The sequence below is a fragment of the Emticicia sp. 21SJ11W-3 genome, assembly GCF_024138715.1.
Classification (GTDB): Bacteria; Bacteroidota; Bacteroidia; order Cytophagales; family Spirosomataceae; genus Emticicia; species Emticicia fluvialis.
On sequence record NZ_CP092074.1, the window covers coordinates 1,512,106 to 1,531,330 of the forward strand.

The 19,225-nt window shown below is 40.7% G+C and carries 14 protein-coding genes and 1 riboswitch; of the genes, 9 read left to right on the top strand and 5 right to left on the bottom strand.

All coding sequences use genetic code 11. The features are described from left to right. Positions 1–16: 16 nt before the first annotated feature. Both MB380_RS06400 and MB380_RS06405 read left to right on the top strand, forming a co-directional pair. Entirely contained in the window at positions 17–1,354 is a 1,338-nt protein-coding gene (locus tag MB380_RS06400) for a peptidylprolyl isomerase (protein ID WP_253533961.1), read from the top strand. 30 nt (positions 1,355–1,384) lie between these two features. Next, a complete protein-coding gene (locus MB380_RS06405; RefSeq protein WP_253533962.1) occupies positions 1,385–2,356 on the top strand; it encodes a MoxR family ATPase in 972 nt (323 codons plus the stop codon). A gap of 55 nt (positions 2,357–2,411) precedes the next feature. On the opposite strand, the gene MB380_RS06410 is transcribed toward MB380_RS06405, so the two are convergent. Continuing rightward, entirely contained in the window at positions 2,412–3,167 is a 756-nt protein-coding gene (locus MB380_RS06410; protein ID WP_253533963.1) for a GLPGLI family protein, read from the bottom strand. A gap of 35 nt (positions 3,168–3,202) precedes the next feature. Continuing rightward, positions 3,203–6,019 (bottom strand): TonB-dependent receptor, encoded by a 2,817-nt coding sequence (locus MB380_RS06415; protein ID WP_253533964.1) that lies wholly within the window; start codon positions 6,017–6,019, stop codon positions 3,203–3,205. 376 nt (positions 6,020–6,395) lie between these two features. Between MB380_RS06415 and MB380_RS06420 the strand changes: the two genes are divergently transcribed. Together MB380_RS06420 and metK are read left to right on the top strand one after the other, a co-directional pair. After that, on the top strand, positions 6,396–6,848 hold the full coding sequence (locus MB380_RS06420; protein ID WP_253533965.1) for a C40 family peptidase: 453 nt from the start codon (positions 6,396–6,398) through the stop codon (positions 6,846–6,848). A 261-nt stretch (positions 6,849–7,109) separates the two neighbouring features. Then, positions 7,110–7,225, top strand: a riboswitch (SAM-I-IV-variant riboswitch). A 62-nt stretch (positions 7,226–7,287) separates the two neighbouring features. Beyond that, positions 7,288–8,580, top strand: coding sequence for a methionine adenosyltransferase (gene metK, locus MB380_RS06425; RefSeq protein WP_253533968.1), 1,293 nt, complete (start codon positions 7,288–7,290; stop codon positions 8,578–8,580). A gap of 268 nt (positions 8,581–8,848) precedes the next feature. On the opposite strand, the gene MB380_RS06430 is transcribed toward metK, so the two are convergent. The 3 genes from MB380_RS06430 to MB380_RS06440 form a co-directional block, all read right to left on the bottom strand. After that, positions 8,849–10,525 carry a hypothetical protein gene (locus MB380_RS06430; protein WP_253533969.1) on the bottom strand — a complete coding sequence of 559 codons (1,677 nt, stop codon included), beginning with the start codon at positions 10,523–10,525 and terminating at the stop codon, positions 8,849–8,851. Between the two features lie 73 nt (positions 10,526–10,598). Further along, a complete protein-coding gene (gene yidC, locus MB380_RS06435; protein ID WP_253533970.1) occupies positions 10,599–12,476 on the bottom strand; it encodes a membrane protein insertase YidC in 1,878 nt (625 codons plus the stop codon). 125 nt (positions 12,477–12,601) lie between these two features. After that, positions 12,602–14,251: a CTP synthase gene (locus tag MB380_RS06440; RefSeq protein ID WP_101725331.1), complete on the bottom strand. Its 1,650-nt coding sequence runs from the start codon at positions 14,249–14,251 to the stop codon at positions 12,602–12,604. 375 nt (positions 14,252–14,626) lie between these two features. Between MB380_RS06440 and MB380_RS06445 the strand changes: the two genes are divergently transcribed. From MB380_RS06445 to porQ, 5 genes are all read left to right on the top strand, one after another. Further along, the gene (locus tag MB380_RS06445) at positions 14,627–16,159 is read left to right on the top strand and encodes a bifunctional UDP-sugar hydrolase/5'-nucleotidase (protein WP_253533971.1); all 1,533 of its coding nucleotides are present in this window, start codon (positions 14,627–14,629) and stop codon (positions 16,157–16,159) included. A gap of 79 nt (positions 16,160–16,238) precedes the next feature. Beyond that, positions 16,239–16,760 carry a hypothetical protein gene (locus MB380_RS06450; protein WP_253533972.1) on the top strand — a complete coding sequence of 174 codons (522 nt, stop codon included), beginning with the start codon at positions 16,239–16,241 and terminating at the stop codon, positions 16,758–16,760. Positions 16,761–16,762: 2 nt separating this feature from the next. After that, positions 16,763–17,503: an LVIVD repeat-containing protein gene (locus tag MB380_RS06455; RefSeq protein ID WP_253533973.1), complete on the top strand. Its 741-nt coding sequence runs from the start codon at positions 16,763–16,765 to the stop codon at positions 17,501–17,503. Beyond that, on the top strand, positions 17,500–18,204 hold the full coding sequence (locus MB380_RS06460) for a hypothetical protein (RefSeq protein WP_253533974.1): 705 nt from the start codon (positions 17,500–17,502) through the stop codon (positions 18,202–18,204). Before MB380_RS06455 ends, MB380_RS06460 begins: the two co-directional genes overlap by 4 nt. Continuing rightward, entirely contained in the window at positions 18,143–19,222 is a 1,080-nt protein-coding gene (gene porQ, locus MB380_RS06465) for a type IX secretion system protein PorQ (RefSeq protein ID WP_253533975.1), read from the top strand. The genes MB380_RS06460 and porQ overlap by 62 nt, the downstream gene beginning before the upstream one ends. The last annotated feature ends 3 nt before the right edge of the window (positions 19,223–19,225 follow it).

Sequence of the window (19,225 nt, forward strand, 5' to 3'; positions counted from 1 at the left end):
ACAGACTCCCAATTTTATGCTTAAGAAATTAGTTTTATTCATTTGCCTTCCCTTTATGGCCCTTGCACAGGAAAGCAAGCCTATTAATATTGACCGTATAATTGCCAAAGTAGATAACTATATTGTACTTCGTTCTGAGGTAGAACAACTCTACCTCCGCTCAACGCAGCAACAACAGCCTATTACCAAATGCCAGGCGCTTGAAAGCCTGGTTGTAAACAAATTGTTGGTTGCCAAAGCCGAGATTGACTCAGTTGTGGTTGATGATAAAATGGTTGATGACCAGCTTACTGCCCGTATGCAACAAATGATTCAGCTTTATGGTAACGAAAAAAATATTGTTGACCAGTTTGGTAAATCACTTGAAACATTAAAAAACGAGGTACGGTCGCAGGTAAGAGAGCAGCTTACGGCGCAGAAAATGCAGGGCGAAATAACCAAGAATCTGAAAGTTACCCCGAATGAGGTAAAAAAATTCTTTAATCAGATTCCGAAAGACAGTATTCCGGAGGTGCCGACTGAGGTGCAGATTGGGCACATTGTGCGACTGGCCAAGGTAACTAAAGCTCAGAAAGGAGAGCTGTCTGAACGCCTGCTTGATTATAAACGAAGGATATTGGCAGGTGAAAAATTTGAAGACCTTGCCAAAGAATATTCAGAAGACCCCGGTTCTCGCCAGTATGGTGGTGACTTGGGATGGTCAAAAAGAGGGCAGATGGTGCCGCAGTTTGAGGCAGTTGCCATGAAGCTGAAGCCCAACGAAATGTCTGATGTGGTTGAATCTGACTTTGGCCTTCACCTGATTCAGACACTTGAAATCCGCGGTCAGGAGTTCCATGCACGTCATATTTTATTACGCCCTGATTACAACCGTCTGGACTTGTCGGAGCCAACCAGATTTCTGGATAGCCTGAGAAGAGAAATTGTTCGCGACAGTATTACATTCGAGAAGGCCGCCAAAGAGTTTTCAGAAGACAAGCAAACGCAAGATGCCGGTGGCATGATTTCTGACCCGCAAACAGGTGCATCAAAACTGGCATTAGACCAATCAATGGACCCAACATTGTATTTTACCATCGACAGCATGAAGGTAGGCTCTATTACACCTCCTATGCCGTATAGAAGTGAAGATGGCAAAACCGGTTCAAGAATTATATATTATAAGGCCAAGTATGCTCCGCACATAGCCAGTTTAAAGGATGATTTTGAAAAAATAAAAGATTTTGCCCTGATGGATAAGCGAAGCAAAGAAATAGATGTTTGGTTTAAAAAGGCAATCGCTGATGTGTACATAAAAATCGACCCGGAATTTGAATCCTGTAATATATTCGGGCAGGCCAAAGTCGGAAACTAGAAAAGATTTTCTTATCCATACCTTATATTAATGAGCAAAGTTCAATTTAATTCAGATGTTGAAGCAGCCGATGCCCTGAAAGCTTCTTTTAATGATTTAAGAAGCGAAATCGGACAAATAATTGTAGGTCAGGATGACACAGTAAGATTATTGTTAACTGCTATTTTTTGCCAGGGGCATTGCCTGCTGGTGGGGGTGCCGGGTCTGGCAAAAACATTGTTGATTCAGACAATTGCTTCTGCACTTGACTTAGACTTTAACAGGATTCAGTTTACGCCAGACCTTATGCCTTCTGACATTGTAGGTTCAGAAACACTGGACAACGAACGCAATTTCAGATTTATTAAAGGGCCGGTATTTGCCAATATTATTCTGGCAGATGAAATAAACCGTACGCCTCCAAAAACGCAGTCTGCACTATTAGAGGCCATGCAGGAATACGCCGTTACAGTTGCCGGACATAAACACAGCATCGGCCGACCGTTTTTTGTATTGGCCACCCAAAACCCAATTGAACAAGAAGGGACATACCCGCTTCCTGAAGCTCAGCTGGACCGCTTCATGTTTATGGTGTATTTAGACTACCCATCTTATAAACAAGAGCTAGACATTGTAAAGAGTACTACTTCTGATACAAAAAAGACAGTTAAGAAGATATTAACCGGGGAACAGATACTTTATTTCCAGCATTTGGTTCGCAGGGTTCCAGTGGCTGACAACGTGGTTGAATACGCTGTTGGCCTTGTACATAAAACACGCCCCAATTCTGAACTGGCCATTGCCGATACCAATAAATATCTCGAGTGGGGCGCTGGCCCGCGTGCATCTCAGAACCTGATACTGGCTGCCAAATGCAATGCGCTGATTAATGGCAAGTATTCGCCTGATATTGAAGATGTAAAAGCAGTGGCGATTCCGGTTTTAAGGCATCGGGTAGTAAGAAACTTCAAGGCTGAGGCAGAAGGGGTTTCGGTGCAAGATATAATCAAGCGGATGTTGTAATATTCAGGCATAAAAAAAGAGAGAAGCGGCCGCTTCTCTCTTTTTTTATGCTTTGTCAGTACTTTATTGCCCAGTACGGATTCCTGTATGATTTTATACTATCTTTAATATGATTGGCTATAAGGCGGTCATAATCAACATCTTTAATCTTTTTACCTTTCAGCTTCGGTAATTTCAGTTCGTCGGTAAGTTTCTTAAACTGAACAGAGCTGGCAGTAATTATTACGTCACCATCGTTTATTTCCAGTTCCATAATCAAGCCGGGCAGGCCATAATATCTTTCAGGGCCAGCCGAAATCGGGATATCTCCCGTAAACCACGCAGTTATTTTCTGGTGTTTAACGGTGTCTTCGGTAACGGCTTTCATACAGATATAACCTGCTACATCCTTTATCTGGTTTAGTACTTTCCAGTTAGGTGCCTTTAAAGAATCTTCAACAACATAAGTTTTACCCATCATTTCTATCAACTCAATTTTCTTTTCTTTCTCAAAATTGCGATAAATGTAGTAATCCTCTGTTCTGGAAGACCACCCATATTCGCTGGCTTCCTCCACATTGGTTAACAGACTTTCATTGGCATTAAAGGCAAGTTTGGTTTTTGATTTCCAGCCATCATCGTTCTTACCCCAGGTTTGTTTCACGCGGTCTTTTTCTTCATTTGAAAGATACGTGAGCTGTCCGATAATTTTCGACCAGAATTCCTGGCGTTCATATATAACTACACCCTCAGTTTTTTGAGAAAAGCCAAGTAACGGACTTAACAGCGCAAAAAACACTAAGCTGAACCGGAATTTTAAAATAGCTTTCATAAGTATATTTTTTAATAGTAATTAACTAGTTTAAATTAGAACCAACCCTGGCGGCGCATCTTTGCGCTTACACCTCTCATATTATAAGTAAAGCTTAGCATAAAGTACCTCGACAACGTCTGGGTTTGTTCCTGAGAAACGAAGTTCTGAGAAGCATATTGGTTAATACCTATGTTTTTCTTTAGCAGGTCATAGCCAGATACGCGTATTTCAGCCTTTTTAGCCTTACCAACAATTTTATAAAACGAGGCATACAGAATCGGGATATGCTGGTTGAAGCCAAAACGGTCGTTTTTATAAATGCGATAGTTAAGGTTTGAACTGAAATAAACACCAGCAGGCAAAGCAATATTCATTTCTCCACCCAGCGTATGGTTAAAAATCTTCTGGTTCTGGGTATCATTAATTGAATACTTGGTATTGGTAATACCAAAATTACCGTTTGCATATAAGGTGAATTTATCACTTGGTGTCAGGTCAAGTCTGAAACCTATGTTATAGTTGTTATTGGTGGTAGTATTAAGCACATTGTTAATGTAAACAAGGTTTTTAGAGATGTTGGTACCACCGCTTAAATTAAGGTTACTTTTGGTCTTTTTAATTGGGAATCCAAAGCCCAGATAAGAACCAATATTTTGCCCGCCCGAAATATTGGTTGGCTTGGCAGTTGTTACCAATGTTACAGGGTCTACTGTCTGGTTATATATTACCTGGTTTATGCGGTAACTATAGTTAACATTAATAAACATATTGGTAAAGCTGGCAGGGTTAAACATGTTATAACCAATATAACCCTGATGTGAACTCATCGGTAATAAATCGGGGTTACCAACGCGCAGGTAAAGAGTATTACTGTTGTCAACAATTGGTTGCAGGTCTGTTATAGATGGTTCAGAAACCTCTTTGCCGTAGTCTGCCCATATATATCGGTTGTTTTTAAGGTCAATGCTAATAGTTGAGGCCGGTATCCAGGCAAAAACATCACGGTTGATTTTCTGGAAATTGTTCGCATTTTTGCTGCGGGCAAAATTTCCTGTAAAATGGAACTGTTGCGCAGCCACACCAAATGAAATGTTTACTCCTTTATGATTATACCTTAAGCTTGTTCCGAGCCTGTTATACACAAAATCGTTGTTGTAATAATTGCTCAGCGAGTCAATTCTTATGCCGTCTGTGGTTTGTACATTTCTGTCAACGGCATCACGGCGCAGGCTGAAGTTATAGAAGGTCTCAGAGAAGAATTTTTTCGATAATGGCTCAACATAAAGCAAACTCGCCTTTACTAAATTACGAGGACTATTGGTGGTATTAAGCTGGTTGATATTTCCCGGTATCAGGCCTTCTGGTGCTCCAAATAATTCGTTGACCGAGCTCTGGCGAGCCTCGCCATCTGATATGTTATAATTGTAGGTAAGGCTGGCCGCAAAGTTCTTGCCCTTTTTCTTGAACTTATGACGATAAATACCAATCAACGAAATTGCTGTTGAATTGAAATCGTTGAAATTGTTGATATTGGTTTCATTTGATTTCGTTGTGCCATTTCTGAAAAACTCTTGTTTACTGTTAAATTTGGTTGTTCCGTCTCCAATACGGCCATTGCCTATCAGAATTAAAGTATTCAGTGAGTCAATATTCTGCTCATATCTCATGCTAACCCTGTGGTTTCTGCTGATACGGTTCTGATAGCTGTTTTCCTGGCTTTTGAAAGAAACATTATTTTGCAGGAAGTTCTCTCTTTGAGATTTCTTAGATACCAGTTGCTGCGTTTGGCTATAGTAATAATTTGAGCTGAATTTGGTTTTCTTGGTGTCAAAGTTATAGTTGGCACCACCGGCATAATTTTCTGAAAAGCCCTGGAAATTACGACCACCAACAGGTATGCTGATACTTTCTTCGGCGTCGTTGTCATAGAAGTAATACACACCACTATTGAAACCGAAGTCGGCGGCGTCTCCCCAGTTATTGGCCTGGCTTCCTCTGAAATCCTGAAAGTCATCTCTTGATATACCCGTCTGGTTAACGTTGTTTCCAAGCCCCAGTACCGAAAACTGTTGTTTGGTATCAAATCGGTTGTAATTACCTCTCAGCTCGGCACGTTCATTGGTACCTGCACCGGCAATTATTTTACCAAACCCACCTTTCTTGAAGTCTTCTTTCAGTTCCAGATTTACAGTCTTTTCTTTTTTTCCATCATCTACGCCTGTTGCTTTGGCCTGCTCAGATTTATCATTAAAAATCTGAACTTTTGTTATTGCATCTGCCGGAAGGTTTTTGGTGGCAGCTTTGGGGTCATTACCAAAAAAGTTTTTGCCATCAACAGTTACTTTTTTAACATCCTGCCCCTGGGCTTTGATGTTGCCGTCCTGGTCAATCTGTACTCCGGGTAGTTTCCTTAACAGATCCTCAACGGATGACCCCGGCGGCACCTTAAATGAGGCCGCATTGTACTCAATGGTGTCACCTTTAATATTCAGGGGTGCCCGGGCTGTTCTTACAACCACCTCCATCAGTTCTTTGGCAATGGGTTTAAGTTTCAGGTTACCCAGGTCATTAACGGCGCCTTCTACGGGCTTTACATCAATCTGAAAGGGGATATATCCCACAAAAGAGATTTTCAAAACATAATTGGCCTTTTTTACGTTTTTAAATTCAAATGCACCGTTTTCATCGGTTCGTCCGAAATTGACAAGCGTAGAATCTTTGGGCTGCAAGAGCATAACAGTGGCAAAAGGCATTGCTGCATTTCCTGAGTCAATCGCTACGCCTTTGATAGTGAATTTTGCCGGATTTTGGGCAAATAAGAGGTTACAAACCAGCAGGAGAGCTGCCAGCAGAGGTAATTGCTTTTTCATAAATTGTTTAGTAAAGGATAGTTCCCGTTTTAAATAACTAATTGCTTAGTTCATAATGGTGCGAAGATATACATAATTTTAAAGCTAATAAAGATTTTAACTTTTTTTAATGTATAATTTTCCACAAACGTTTTTTTTAAGTGGCAGGCGTTCTATATTTGGCTTTACGTTTATCTGGCACCATTAAATAAATGCTGGTTTAAAGCCGCCGAGTTATTTGCAAAGCATATTACTGCTATTGGCATTCTTAATAGCAGACTTCTATAATGCCTGGTGATTATTGTTGAACCCAATCAATATTATGCTGAAAAAAATCATATTGAGTTTGTCTTTTTTTGTTGCGGTATGTACTTGTAATGCACAAGAGGCCCCTTTAATGGCTGAAGCACATCAGCCTGAATCTACAGATTCTGAATGCCTTAGTTTAACTGATGAGATTCAGGTATTTGCCAGGCAACTATTAGGAACCCGATACAGATATGGCGGCAAAGCTACTCATGGATTTGATTGCTCAGGACTTGTTAATTATGTTTTTGGTTATTTTGGCATTCAGGTTGCCCATGCAAGCCGCGATTTATACAGGCTGGGCAATAAAATGAGCATTGAAGAGGCGAAGCCTGGCGATTTGATTTTTTTTCGGACCAGTTCCAGACGGAAGGGGGTGTCTCATGTAGGCATTGTGCTTGAACCTGACGAACATGGCCTGAGATTCATTCATTCAGCTACCAGTAAGGGCGTTATTATAAGTTATTTGAAAGAAAAATATTATAATCTGAGGTTTGTTGGCATACGCAGGGTTATAGATAATGGCAAAGTGGGTAATTCATGATTTTTGCCAAATAATTGTTTAAGAAATTATTAAATTTCAAAATAAAGAGATGCTTTTTACTAAAAGTATCTCTTTGCTTTTTATAGGCTGCGGTTATCGGTAAATTATAAGTAAAGGTAAAATATCGGCAATTGGGCGGTATTAATAGATAATTTGTCCAACCAAAAAAGTATTTAAAGATAATTTCGATAAACAAACTAAGTATTATAGATATATTTGCAGATTAATTTTTGCATTTGTTTCACTAATTAGCTTATTTTGCGTAAGTATCAAGAAATTCCCTTATGCGGAAACCCAACCGAGTAGAAACACTACGGTGGTAAAAAGATGCGGGCAGTAGAACTTTCGTTTTCTATTTGTCAAAAACAGTTTCTTTTTCTTTCTGCACAGAGTTTTTGCATACTCTTTTTGAAAAATCATTTAACAAATAACAAGATTTATGGCGTACCTATTTACTTCCGAGTCTGTTTCGGAAGGACACCCCGACAAAGTTGCTGACCAAATTTCTGATGCCCTTATTGATAATTTCCTGGCGTTTGACCCTTCTTCTAAAGTAGCGTGTGAAACGCTGGTTACCACCGGCCAGGTAGTTTTGGCGGGGGAGGTAAAAACCAAAACCTATCTTGACGTGCAAACCATTGCGCGCAATGTGATTGCAAAAATTGGTTATACCAAGTCTGAGTATATGTTTGAGGCTAACTCTTGCGGTATCCTGTCGGCTATTCATGACCAGTCTGACGATATAAACCGTGGGGTTGACCGCTCGGCGGATGAAAGAAATTTTGAAGAAAAAGCCGATGCTCAAGGTGCCGGAGACCAGGGTATGATGTTTGGCTATGCCACCCGCGAAACCGACAATTATATGCCGCTGGCATTAGACCTGGCACACAAAATTTTGCAGGAGCTGTCGGAGATTCGCCGCGAAAACAAGCGCATCAAGTATCTGCGCCCTGATGCGAAGTCGCAGGTTACGATTGAATATGCCGATAACAATAAGCCTATCAGAATAGACACTATCGTTGTGTCAACACAACATGACGATTTTGCCGCTGACGAAGCGATGCTGGCCACAATAAGGAAAGATATTATCAGTTACGTAATACCACGCGTAAAGGCAAAATTGAAGCCTTCTTTACGTAAATTATTTAACGACCAGATTACCTACCATATTAACCCGACGGGTAAGTTTGTAATCGGCGGGCCGCATGGCGACACCGGTCTGACAGGCCGTAAGATTATTGTAGATACCTATGGCGGCAAAGGTGCACATGGTGGTGGGGCATTCTCAGGCAAAGACCCGTCTAAAGTTGACCGATCGGCTGCTTATGCAACGCGCCATATTGCCAAAAACCTGGTGGCAGCCGGCGTTTGTGACGAAGTGCTGGTGCAGGTATCTTATGCCATTGGGGTTGCTAAGCCTTGTGGTGTTTATGTAGATACCTACGGCACAGCTAAAGTTAAAGGCGCCAACGGTAAAAAGTTATCAGATGGTGAAATAGCCAGAATAGTTGAGAAAGTATTTGATATGCGCCCTTTTGCCATTGAGCAACGTCTGAAATTACGAAACCCAATATACTCTGAAACCGCTGCTTATGGCCACATGGGTCGCGAGTCTAAGTGGGTAACAAAAGTTTTTAAAGGACCAGAAGGCGAAAAACAAGTTGAGGTTGAGTTATTTACCTGGGAAAAACTTGATTATATAGATAAAGTAAAAGAAGCATTCGGTATCTGATAATGATTGAATATACAGTGGTAAGGAGAAAGCAGTACTTTCTCCTTATTTTTTTTGAATAAGCTATCTGTACTGAAATTACTATTTATATAGAATATATTAACAAAAATGTTTAAATGAAATAAATAAAATATATGATATAATTAGTTTGTATTGAAATTTCAATAATAATTGAATATTTAATTTAAAAAGTTAAAAACTAAAAAGCCAATAGCTGCTTTTGTATAAAGCAATGCTATTGGCTTTTTAATAAATATGATAGGTGTAATCAGCGTGCTACTTCTACAAACTTGCCGTCTTCATATTTAACGATGGGAACAATCTTGTTTTCATGAGAGCGATTGGTGTAATCAAAACCATCGAGCGTGTAGCCTTGGGTATAATCTATGGCGTCCAGATTAGCTCTGAAACGGCTTTTACCCATTCTTAGCATTCTACCATAAAACAGCACCATATCGTAACCCCAATAAGCGTAGTATGAAGGTGAAATATTCTGTGCATTAATAAACGCACTTCTGAAATTTTTGACTTCCTCTTTGTCGCGGTTTATATAATCTAACTGAATAAGAAATAACTCGCGGTTGAAAATACTTAGAGAAGATGATTCAAAATCAAATGCAGAAGATGCCGCTACTACCGGCGCCGAAACTTTCTTTTTATCTAATGCACTGATTATTTTCGGGCCTAAAGTAGGGTCACTGCATGACACAAAGATGTGATCAGCCTTTCTTTTGGTATCAATGTCGTCAATAGTGTTGAATCTCCTGATTGTAACAACGCTTAAACCTTTGGCAACGGCTTTGTCGCGGTATATATAAGCAAATGTAGAGTCTTTGCGGGTGTTACCATAATAGATGCTGACAGAGCGCGCTGATTTCTCATTTACAACGTATTCAAGCGCTTTCTGCGACTGGGTTTCATAAGACGGAGACGCCAGAAATGCAGACTTATCATCGCTGACCAGCTGTAGATTATTTGAAAGTGGATGCACCTGAACTGCATCATTCGACTTCGCAAACGTGTTTACTATTTTGTTTACTTCCGGATATAGCGGCCCTATAATAACATCAACCTTGCCAAAACCTCTGTTTGCTACCAACTGATTCATTTGCTTGGCATCTTTCTCAATGTCAAAAGCAAATAAGTTCAGGTTGATTTGTTCAGAGGCTAGTTTTTCCTGAGCCAGTTTCATACCTGCATACAAATCATACACATACTGATTTGCCCTTGTTGCTTTGCTGGCATCAAATTCAAACAACCGGAAGGGCAGCATTACGGCTACGTTAATGGCATCAGAATCATCATTCTGCCTGGTTTTTTTCGGCGAATTACTCCCAGCGTTTCTCTGGCTAAACTGATTGGTAAGCCTGTCTGACAGTTCCAGGTCATCGCGGGTTGCATTTTTACTTCTCTGTATCGCATCAATAATCAGTTGTGCCAGCACCGGGTTATCCGGCGACTTTTGATACAACTGCTTTAACTGGCTTAAATCTTTTATCTTGCTCAGATACGCATACTCCATGTTCTCGATAGAGGTTCTCCAAGACTTTGATGTAACCCGGCTTAAAGCCTGCAGGGCTTCGTCGGGTTTATTTTCGGCAAAAGCAACATTGCCATAAAGATAGTAGGCGTCGTCTATTTCGCTCCAGCCCGGAAAACGCTCCAGAAGCTGTCTCAACATAATACGTGCATCATAGTACTTGTTCAGCTTATAAGAAGAAGAAGCAAAATAATAATGTGCGTAGGGCGAAACCGCGTTATTGTATTTTTTATTGGTCAGAGGGGCAAGTAAATCTCTTGCTTCGTTAAATTTCTGGTCGGCATATAGTTGCACAGCTTTTTTATATCTCAACAAATAATCTTTCTCATTCAGATTGGCCTGTTGTTGAGCTATGGCAGAATATGATAGGAATAAAAAAATGAAGAAATTTTTTGTCCTTCTCATAGGCATTGTAATGGAGTTTATATGAAAGCGAGCGCAAAACCCTGTAAAGATGTTTTGCGCCCAGCTTTAATTTTTATTTTTTACCCTGTTGTTTCTTTTTCAGCTCTTCCTGCTGTTTACGGGTTTCTTCGGCCATTTTTACCTGTTTTTCCATAAACTGGGCAAACTTGCCTTTCTTGGCACCTTGTGGGTTGGTCTGATACTTTATTTTATTATTCATCAGTATCTCCCGTATTTTATCTTCATCAACGAATCTGCGCACAATTTGTTGCTGCGCAATGGTAATAACGTTTGAAACAAGATAATAAAAACTTAGCGCTGCCGGAAAACTGTTCAGTACAAAGAAGAAAACAATCGGAAAAACATAGCTTAACTTCTTCATGTCAATTGGGCCAGGCTGGTCTGGGGTTATCTGGTTGTTGTAGTAAGTAAAAGCCAGACTGGAAACCGTCATTAGCACTACAAACAAACTGATGTGATTACCAACAACAGGCAGGTTAGTTGCCCAGCTAATCGGGTAGTCGTAAGTTGAAAGGTCAGATGCCCAAAGGAAATTTTTCTGACGGAACATAATCATATTCGGGAACAGGAAAAACACCGACATCAGAATAGGCATCTGCAAAAGCATAGGCACACAACCACTCAGCGGATTAACACCAACCTGCTGGTATAGCTTCATTTGCTCTTGTTGCATTTTTACCTGGTCGTCACCTACTTTGGCGCGAATTTCGTTCAGTTCAGGTGCAAGAATTCTCATTTTTGCCGAACTCACATAAGAACGATAAATAAGAGGGGTTAATACCAGCTTAATGGTTAATACAACCACAATGATTAGCAAACCATAGTTGCTTATCAGACTTTCTGCCAGATTAAACAGCGGAACAAAAATGTAACGGTTAATGGGCTTCACAAAGTCGTATCCCAGATAAACGTTTCTATGAAAACCAGTGGCTACTGTTTTTACCAGATTATAATCGTTCGGGCCGAAATAGAAACGGTAATTACCTTTGCCGGTCTTTAAATCTGACATTGGTATGTTAGCCTCAACTTCGGCTGTTTTTACAATATCAAGACTGGTTTCTGGTGTGGTTAATTTGAATTTCGGTGTTGCCAGCGGCTGATTCTTAGCTACAAAACCTGTAATAAAGTATTTTTGTTTGAACGAAAACCACTGTATAGGGTCTACAATATTTAGTTCGTCGCTTTCAACTTTGTTTGAACCCAGGTCGTCAAAATCATCAGCTTTGGCATCCCAGTAGTTAATCTGGGCTGCTTTACGGTTTTCTGTGATGTCATGCTCAAGCACTTTCAGGTTGTCCTGCCAGTAAAAACGAACCGGCTGATTTTGAACAACGGCGTCAAGGCCTGTCAGATTAACGTCGTAGTCAACCGTATAGCCTGTACCTTTAATGGTATAAACCTGCTCAATAAATTGGTTTTCGGCCAATGCCAGTTTGAAAACTACTTTAGTTGAGTCTCCTGATTTAATAACTGCCGATTGATTATCTGAAGCATAGTAAAGCTTTTTTAAATCAATTTTACCTTTATTGGTTTGTACTTCCATGCTCATAGTTGAGCTTTTGGAGTCAATCAGGGTTAAAGGCTTTTTATTGCCACTTTTAAAGTCGTCATAAGCCGAATACTTTTTAAGAACTACTTCTTTTACATTACCACCCAGGGTGCTGAATGTAAACCGGGCATCTTCGTTTTCAACAACTATGTCGCGGCTGGTTCCGGTGGCGGCAGAAGCAAAGTCTCCGAAAGCGGCCTTCAATGCAGTTGTATCGGTGGTTTGCTGAGTATTCTTGGGTACAACCTTTGTAGCTTCTGCCGGAACCGCAGGTTTAGGTTCCTGCGGTGGTGGAGAAGGCATAAAATACGTATAGCCTGCCCACATGGCCAGCAACAACACAATACCAATTATCTGGTTTTTGTCTATTAATTTTTCCATTAAAAATTTAAAATTCGTAAAAAATGCAATCGCAACTTTCAGATTGACGCACAAAAGTCGCAAAGAATCGTAATAAATCCTAATGATTAGGCACTCACTAAGGCGCTGGCGTTCAAAGAATTAATTTAGTTGAGCACCTGTTTTTTCTTCAAAGAATAATCAATTGCCGCTTTTACAAAATTAACAAAAAGCGGGTGCGGATTCATAACCGTACTTTTCAGCTCCGGGTGAAATTGCACACCAATAAAGTAAGGGTGGTTTGGCAATTCTACTATTTCAACCAGGCCGCTGTCCGGGTTAATGCCCGATATCACCATGCCTGCTGCTTCATAGTCTTTCTGGTATTTGCTGTTAAACTCCCAGCGATGGCGATGACGCTCGCTGATATTCGCCTTGCCATAAATTTTTCGTGCCAGTGTTTTTTCTTTCAATTTACAGGCATAAGCCCCCAAACGCATGGTACCACCTTTGTCGGTTACGTTTTTTTGTGCCTCCATCAGGTCAATCACAGGGAACAGGGTTTCAGGTGCCATTTCGGTTGAATGCGCCTCTTTCATGCCTATTACGTTTCTGGCAAATTCAATACAGGCCATTTGCATACCCAGGCAGATTCCGAAGAATGGTATGTTGTTTTCTCTTACATATCTTACGGCCTCAATTTTACCTTCAATACCACGTTCGCCAAAGCCCGGGGCAACCAACACGCCATCAAGCCCGGCAAATTTCTGAGCAATGTTGTCTGTTGTCAGGCTTTCAGAGTGTATCCATTCTACCACTACCTTGCATTCATTGGCTGCGCCAGCATGTATAAACGACTCCGCTATTGACTTGTAAGCATCCTTTAATTCAACATATTTACCAATCAGGCCAATGGTTACCTGCTCAATCGGATTCTTGAAACGGCTCAGGAATTTCTTCCACGCATCCATATCGGCATCCTGATCGTTATAGATGTCGAGCATATACAATACGCGCTGGTCAAGTTTTTCTTTCTGCATCAACAAGGGCACATCATAAATCGTTTCAGCATCCATTGCCTCAATAACAGAATTCTGCTCAACGTTACAGAAAAGCGCAATTTTTCTTCTGATATCCTGCGGTAGCGGGTGTTCGGTTCTGCACACAATAATATCAGGCTGCACGCCAGACTCCTGCAGTTGTTTAACCGAGTGCTGGGTTGGTTTGGTTTTAAGCTCACCAGCCGACTGCAGATAGGGTACCAGTGTAAGATGAATTACAAGCAGGTTGTCTTCTCCTAAATCCCATTTCAACTGGCGAACAGCCTCTACATAGGGTAAAGATTCGATATCACCCACACAGCCGCCCAGCTCGGTAATAATAATGTCAAAATTGCCGGTTTCGCCTAGTTGCAGAATGTTTCTTTTGATTTCGTCTGTAATGTGTGGAATCACCTGTACGGTTTTACCCAGATAATTACCTTTCCGCTCTTTCATAATTACATTATAATAGATGCGGCCGGTAGTTACGTTGTTAGCCTGAGAAGTAGGCACATTCAGGTAACGCTCATAGTGGCCCAGGTCAAGGTCTGTTTCGGCGCCATCGTCTGTAACATAGCATTCGCCATGCTCATACGGATTCAGCGTGCCGGGGTCGACATTGATATACGGATCAAATTTCTGGATGGTTACTGATAAGCCTCTGGCTTGTAGTAGTTTGGCTAAGGAAGAGGCAATAATGCCTTTACCGAGTGATGAAGTTACACCGCCAGTAACGAAAATATACTTCGGATTTCGGGGTTGCCCGTTCATTGACATGTGGTCTAAATATCTTTGATTACGGGATACAAAGGTACGCTTTTTTGCTGAACTCTTTTGGTTAAAATTTGATAAGTTTTAGTTTTTTATTTTATCTGTTTGATTGTCAGTAGCTTAGAAGGATCCCCGATTGCCAATGTGTTTTTAGACAAATGATTTGTTTTGCTGCTTCATACAATTTTTTTTGGTTATTTAACAGGCTCTGCTTAAACTTTTCTGATGGATTTAAACCGGTTGGTATTTATAAAACGGAATCTGGAATAAGTTGTGCTTTTTATATACATTTGCTAAGCTGATTTGATACACTTTCATGTATGGAATGGCATTTAAAACAATTGTCTGAACCTTTTTGATTGACTGACTAAAACTACTACCATGAAAAGAATTATCCTTTTTCTGAGCATAGCGCTCATTATGTTTTCATGCCATACATCGCGTTTAACTGGTTCCAGACAGGGCGAAGTGGCTGTTACATTTCTGCATCTGAACGATGTATATGAGATTTCGCCGCTTGACAATGGCAGAATAGGCGGCTTAGCCCGTGTAGCTACTGTACGGCAGGAACTGCTAAAAGAGAACCCGAATACGATTACTGTTCTTTCCGGCGATTTCCTGAGCCCTTCTGTTACTGGTACGCTCAGATACGAAGGTAAAGGTATTAAAGGCAGACAAATGGTAGATGTTATGAATGCCGTTGGGTTTGACTGGGTATGCTTTGGTAACCATGAGTTTGACCTGGACCAGAAAGATTTACAGGAACGCATTAATGAGTCTGGGTTTGAGTGGCTCAATACCAATGCCCTGGAGCAAATTAATGGCAAACTTGAGCCTTTTGGTAAAGTAGTAAAAGGGGTAAAGGTGCCTTTTGCCAAAACCAGAATTTTTAGTTTTAAAAATGCAAAAGGTGATGAGGTAAAAATGGGGATGTTTGGTATTGTGTTGCCCTCAAACCCGAAAGAGTATGTTTATTACGATGATTTCTTCGAGGCGGCAAAGAAAGCGTATGAGGAGCTGAAGCCCCAATGCGATTTTGTGGTTGGCCTTACGCACATTAATAAAGTAGATGATATCAGGCTGGCTGGTATGTTGCCCGATGTAAAACTGATTATGGGTGGCCATGACCATGACAACATGATTGAAAAAATAGGAAACGTGATTATGGCTAAGGCCGATGCTAACGCCAAGACCGCATACATACACCGGATTGTCTTTAATAAAGCCACAGGAAAAGCCTCAGTTAAATCTGAATTAAGAAAAATTGATAATCAGATTCCTGATGAACCCACCACAGCTGCAGTTGTGAAAAAATGGGAAGACATTGCCGATGCCAGCTTTAAAGCCATTGGAATTAATAAAAATGAAGTAATTGCTGATTTGAAAGAGCCGCTTGATGGTCATGAGTCTACTGTCCGTAATCAACAGGCGCCTATGGGCAATATGATAGCCAGAGCCATGACAGCCGCCACACCTGGAACAACCGATTGTGCGTTTTTTAATGGTGGGTCTATCAGAATAGACGATGTGGTGTCTGGCAGAATAACCCAGCTGGATGTACTCAGAATTTTGCCTTTTGGGGGTAAAGTGATAGAAATAAAGATGAGAGGGCGTTTGCTGGAACAGATTTTAGAAACGGGTCTGAAAAACAAAGGCAGTGGCGGGTATCTGCAATGGGACAGAATTAACTACGATGCCTCTAAAAACGATTGGCGCATCAACGGGAAACCCCTGGATGTGAATCAGGAATACACAGTGGTAACAAACGATTTCCTGCTTACGGGCAAAGAGAGAAACCTTGATTTTTTTGTGAGAACCAACCCCGATATTATTTCAGTGAATGATACATTTCCTGAAAACGATGTTCGAAATGATATCAGAAAAGCAGTAATTGCTTATCTGAAAAAAAACTGAATAACTTTTACAACCTTTCCTAAGCTGTGGCTGTCATGGCCTTAAAGGCTCATGAAACCATCCTGAAAACCAGATTTTTATGAAAAAACTATACCTGCTGTTTGTCATGGCTCTGGCAAGCGGCTGTGTTCCACACCTGGATGATGAAAACACAAATAAAAAAGTAATGGGTTATAAACCTGTTTACATTGATAATGCATCAGCCAGAAAAATTGAAGTCCAAAAGGCCAGAAGTTTGTCTCATCCAGGCAAAATTTACATAAAAGGTAATTATCTGTACGTGGGCGAAGCCGGTGAGGGTATCCATATCTTTGACAACACAGACAAGGCCAGTCCAAAACCTGTGGCGTTTATTTCTATACCTGTCAATAAAGATATTTCTATTAAGGGCAATATACTTTATGCAGATAATGCAGACGATTTGGTAACCATAGATATTTCAGATTTGCAGAAAATTAAAGTTCTGAAACGCATTGAAAAAGCTTTTCCTTTTCCTTCTTTTCCGAACGAAACAGGTTGGTTTGAGTGTGTGAATCCTAATAAAGGCTATGTAAAAGGCTGGGAATACGTAGAATTATCGAACCCTAAATGCCGACGGTAACCATGAATAAAATTATTTACCTTTTTATGCTTACGGCATTTATGTATGCCTGTAAGGGTGATTCAATGTCAACAGGCCCCGAAACAGTTGGCAAAGGCGGGTCAACAGCCCGTTTTACCATTGCAAAAGACTATTTATATACGGTTGATAATCAATCTCTAAGGGTATTTGGTCTCACAAACCCTGCCGACCCTGTTTTTATCCGGAAAATCAACCTTTATACAGTGGTAGAAACCATTTTTCCGCTGGGCGAGTACCTGTTTATAGGTACCCAGACAGGTATGGTTATTTTCAGCATTCAGGACCCGCAAAACCCTTTGAAGGTCTCTGTTTATGCGCATATTGCGGCCTGTGACCCTGTTGTAGTGGAAGGCGATTATGCTTTTGTAACGCTGCGTAGCGGAACCAACTGCAACCGTGGGGTAAATATGCTTGATGTGATAGACATAAAAAAAATGAACAGCCCCCAACTGATTAGCAGTTATCCGATGCAAAGCCCGCATGGCCTTGGTGTAGACGGCAACCTTCTTTTTGTAACCGAAGGCGAAAACGGACTTAAAGTATTTGATAAGTCAAACCCCAAAGAATTGAAGTTAATTAAGCATTTCCAGGAGTTTTCAGCGTATGACGTAATACCCGATAACAACGTGCTTATAGTAACCGGAAGACAGGGGATTTATCAATATAGCTATACCGACCAGCAAGAACTGAAACTGCTAAGTGTAATCAGAACAGAATCATGAAACAATTTATACTCATTTTGCTCGCGAATATGTTTTTTCTGAATCTGTCTTTGGCACAGGATTCACTTCAAAAGAAACATTTAATTGTAAAGTTTGCTCCACTGGCTATGTTTGATGTCGACAACACGTTTCAGATGGCCGCCGAACATAATTTGAGTGGCAAACACTGGACACTTTCTGAAGAATTTGGTTATGGCACAGGTAAAGCTAATTTATGGGGCAACAGCTTTAATAGCTCTAAAAGCGATTTTCGCGAGAATTTCAGAGCCAAAATTGAAGCAAGAAAATATAAAGAGGCATTTACCGGAAGGTACGCCGCCTACGAACTTTTTTATAAGCAGATAAATGACCGTTACAGTAAAAACGTTGCAAGAGAATGCGAAAACGGCGCTTGTAATTATTACGAAACCGTCAGTTATCCGGTTAATAAGTTTGTGGTGGGTTTAACGGCCAAAATAGGTTATCAGTTAAGAATACGTGATGAATTCAAAAAAAACACCAAATTTGTATTTGATTTTTATGTGGGCGCCGGAATAAGAAGAATCATCATCAATCATCATGACAATAGTGGGCCGGGTGAAGACTACTGGAATTATGGAAGAACAAGCTTGTTTGATAACTCAGGGCTTGGCTACAAAGATGCACGGTTCAATATCCCGCATCTGGCGCTGGGTTTCAAGCTGGGGTATATTATTTTCTAACCCGTTTGTTATTATTTTGTTTTTATGTGCAAGCTGTTTTTGTGCTGAATTAAACGCACAAAACAGCTTTTCTTTTTTAACCCTGCCCAATAACGCACGTCTAAATGCCATGGGTGGCGTAAATGTATCGCTTTCAGATAAAGACCTGAATCTGCATGTGGCCAACCCGGCCTTGCTGGATACGGCGCAGGGTGGGCAAATTGGGTTTAATTATTCTCCGTATCTGGCGCAGAGTAATTTTTTCAGCTTAAATTATGCCCCCCGCTCTAAGAATAACCTCAAAAACAGCCAGTGGGGTATAAGCCTGCAAAATCTGAATTATGGTTCATTTCAGGGAATGGATGCCATTGGTAATCTGACTGATGTGTTTTCAGCCAATGATTTTTCTTTAGGCGTAACTCATGCCCGGCGTATTAGCCATATTTCTTTTGGGGTATCGGCAAAGCTGGTCGGGTCGGTGCTTGAATCTTATAATTCAATGGCTGTACTGACCGACTGGGGTGGTACCTTTAAACACCCTGAATATGACCTGAATATCGGAATTGTTGCCAAAAATGTTGGGTTTGTTGTGAAGAGCTATGGAAATGTCCGTCCCGATATACCTTTCGATTTACAGTTGGGTGCCTCTTTTAAACCAGCGCACATGCCCGTCAGGTTTTCGTTAACTGCCCATCATTTATATGTTTTTGACATTGCCTATAACGACCACTCATTCAATTATACTTATGATAACCAGGGTAATAAAGTTTCAGAAAAAATATCGGTGGCCGATCAAATGCTAAGGCACCTGGTTGTAGGTACTGAATTTCTTGTTCACAAAAACTTCAGGCTAATGGCAGGTTACAATCATCTGCTTCATAAAGAACTGGCGGTAAACAACCTTGGTAGTGCCGGAGGGCTTTCTTTTGGGGGAAACATCCGCCTCAATCAATTTGGCTTTTCATTTTCGCGCGCTGTGCTTACCAACGGCAAAGGATACTTTACGTTTAGTTTAATTTATGACTCGCCCGCTAAATAAATT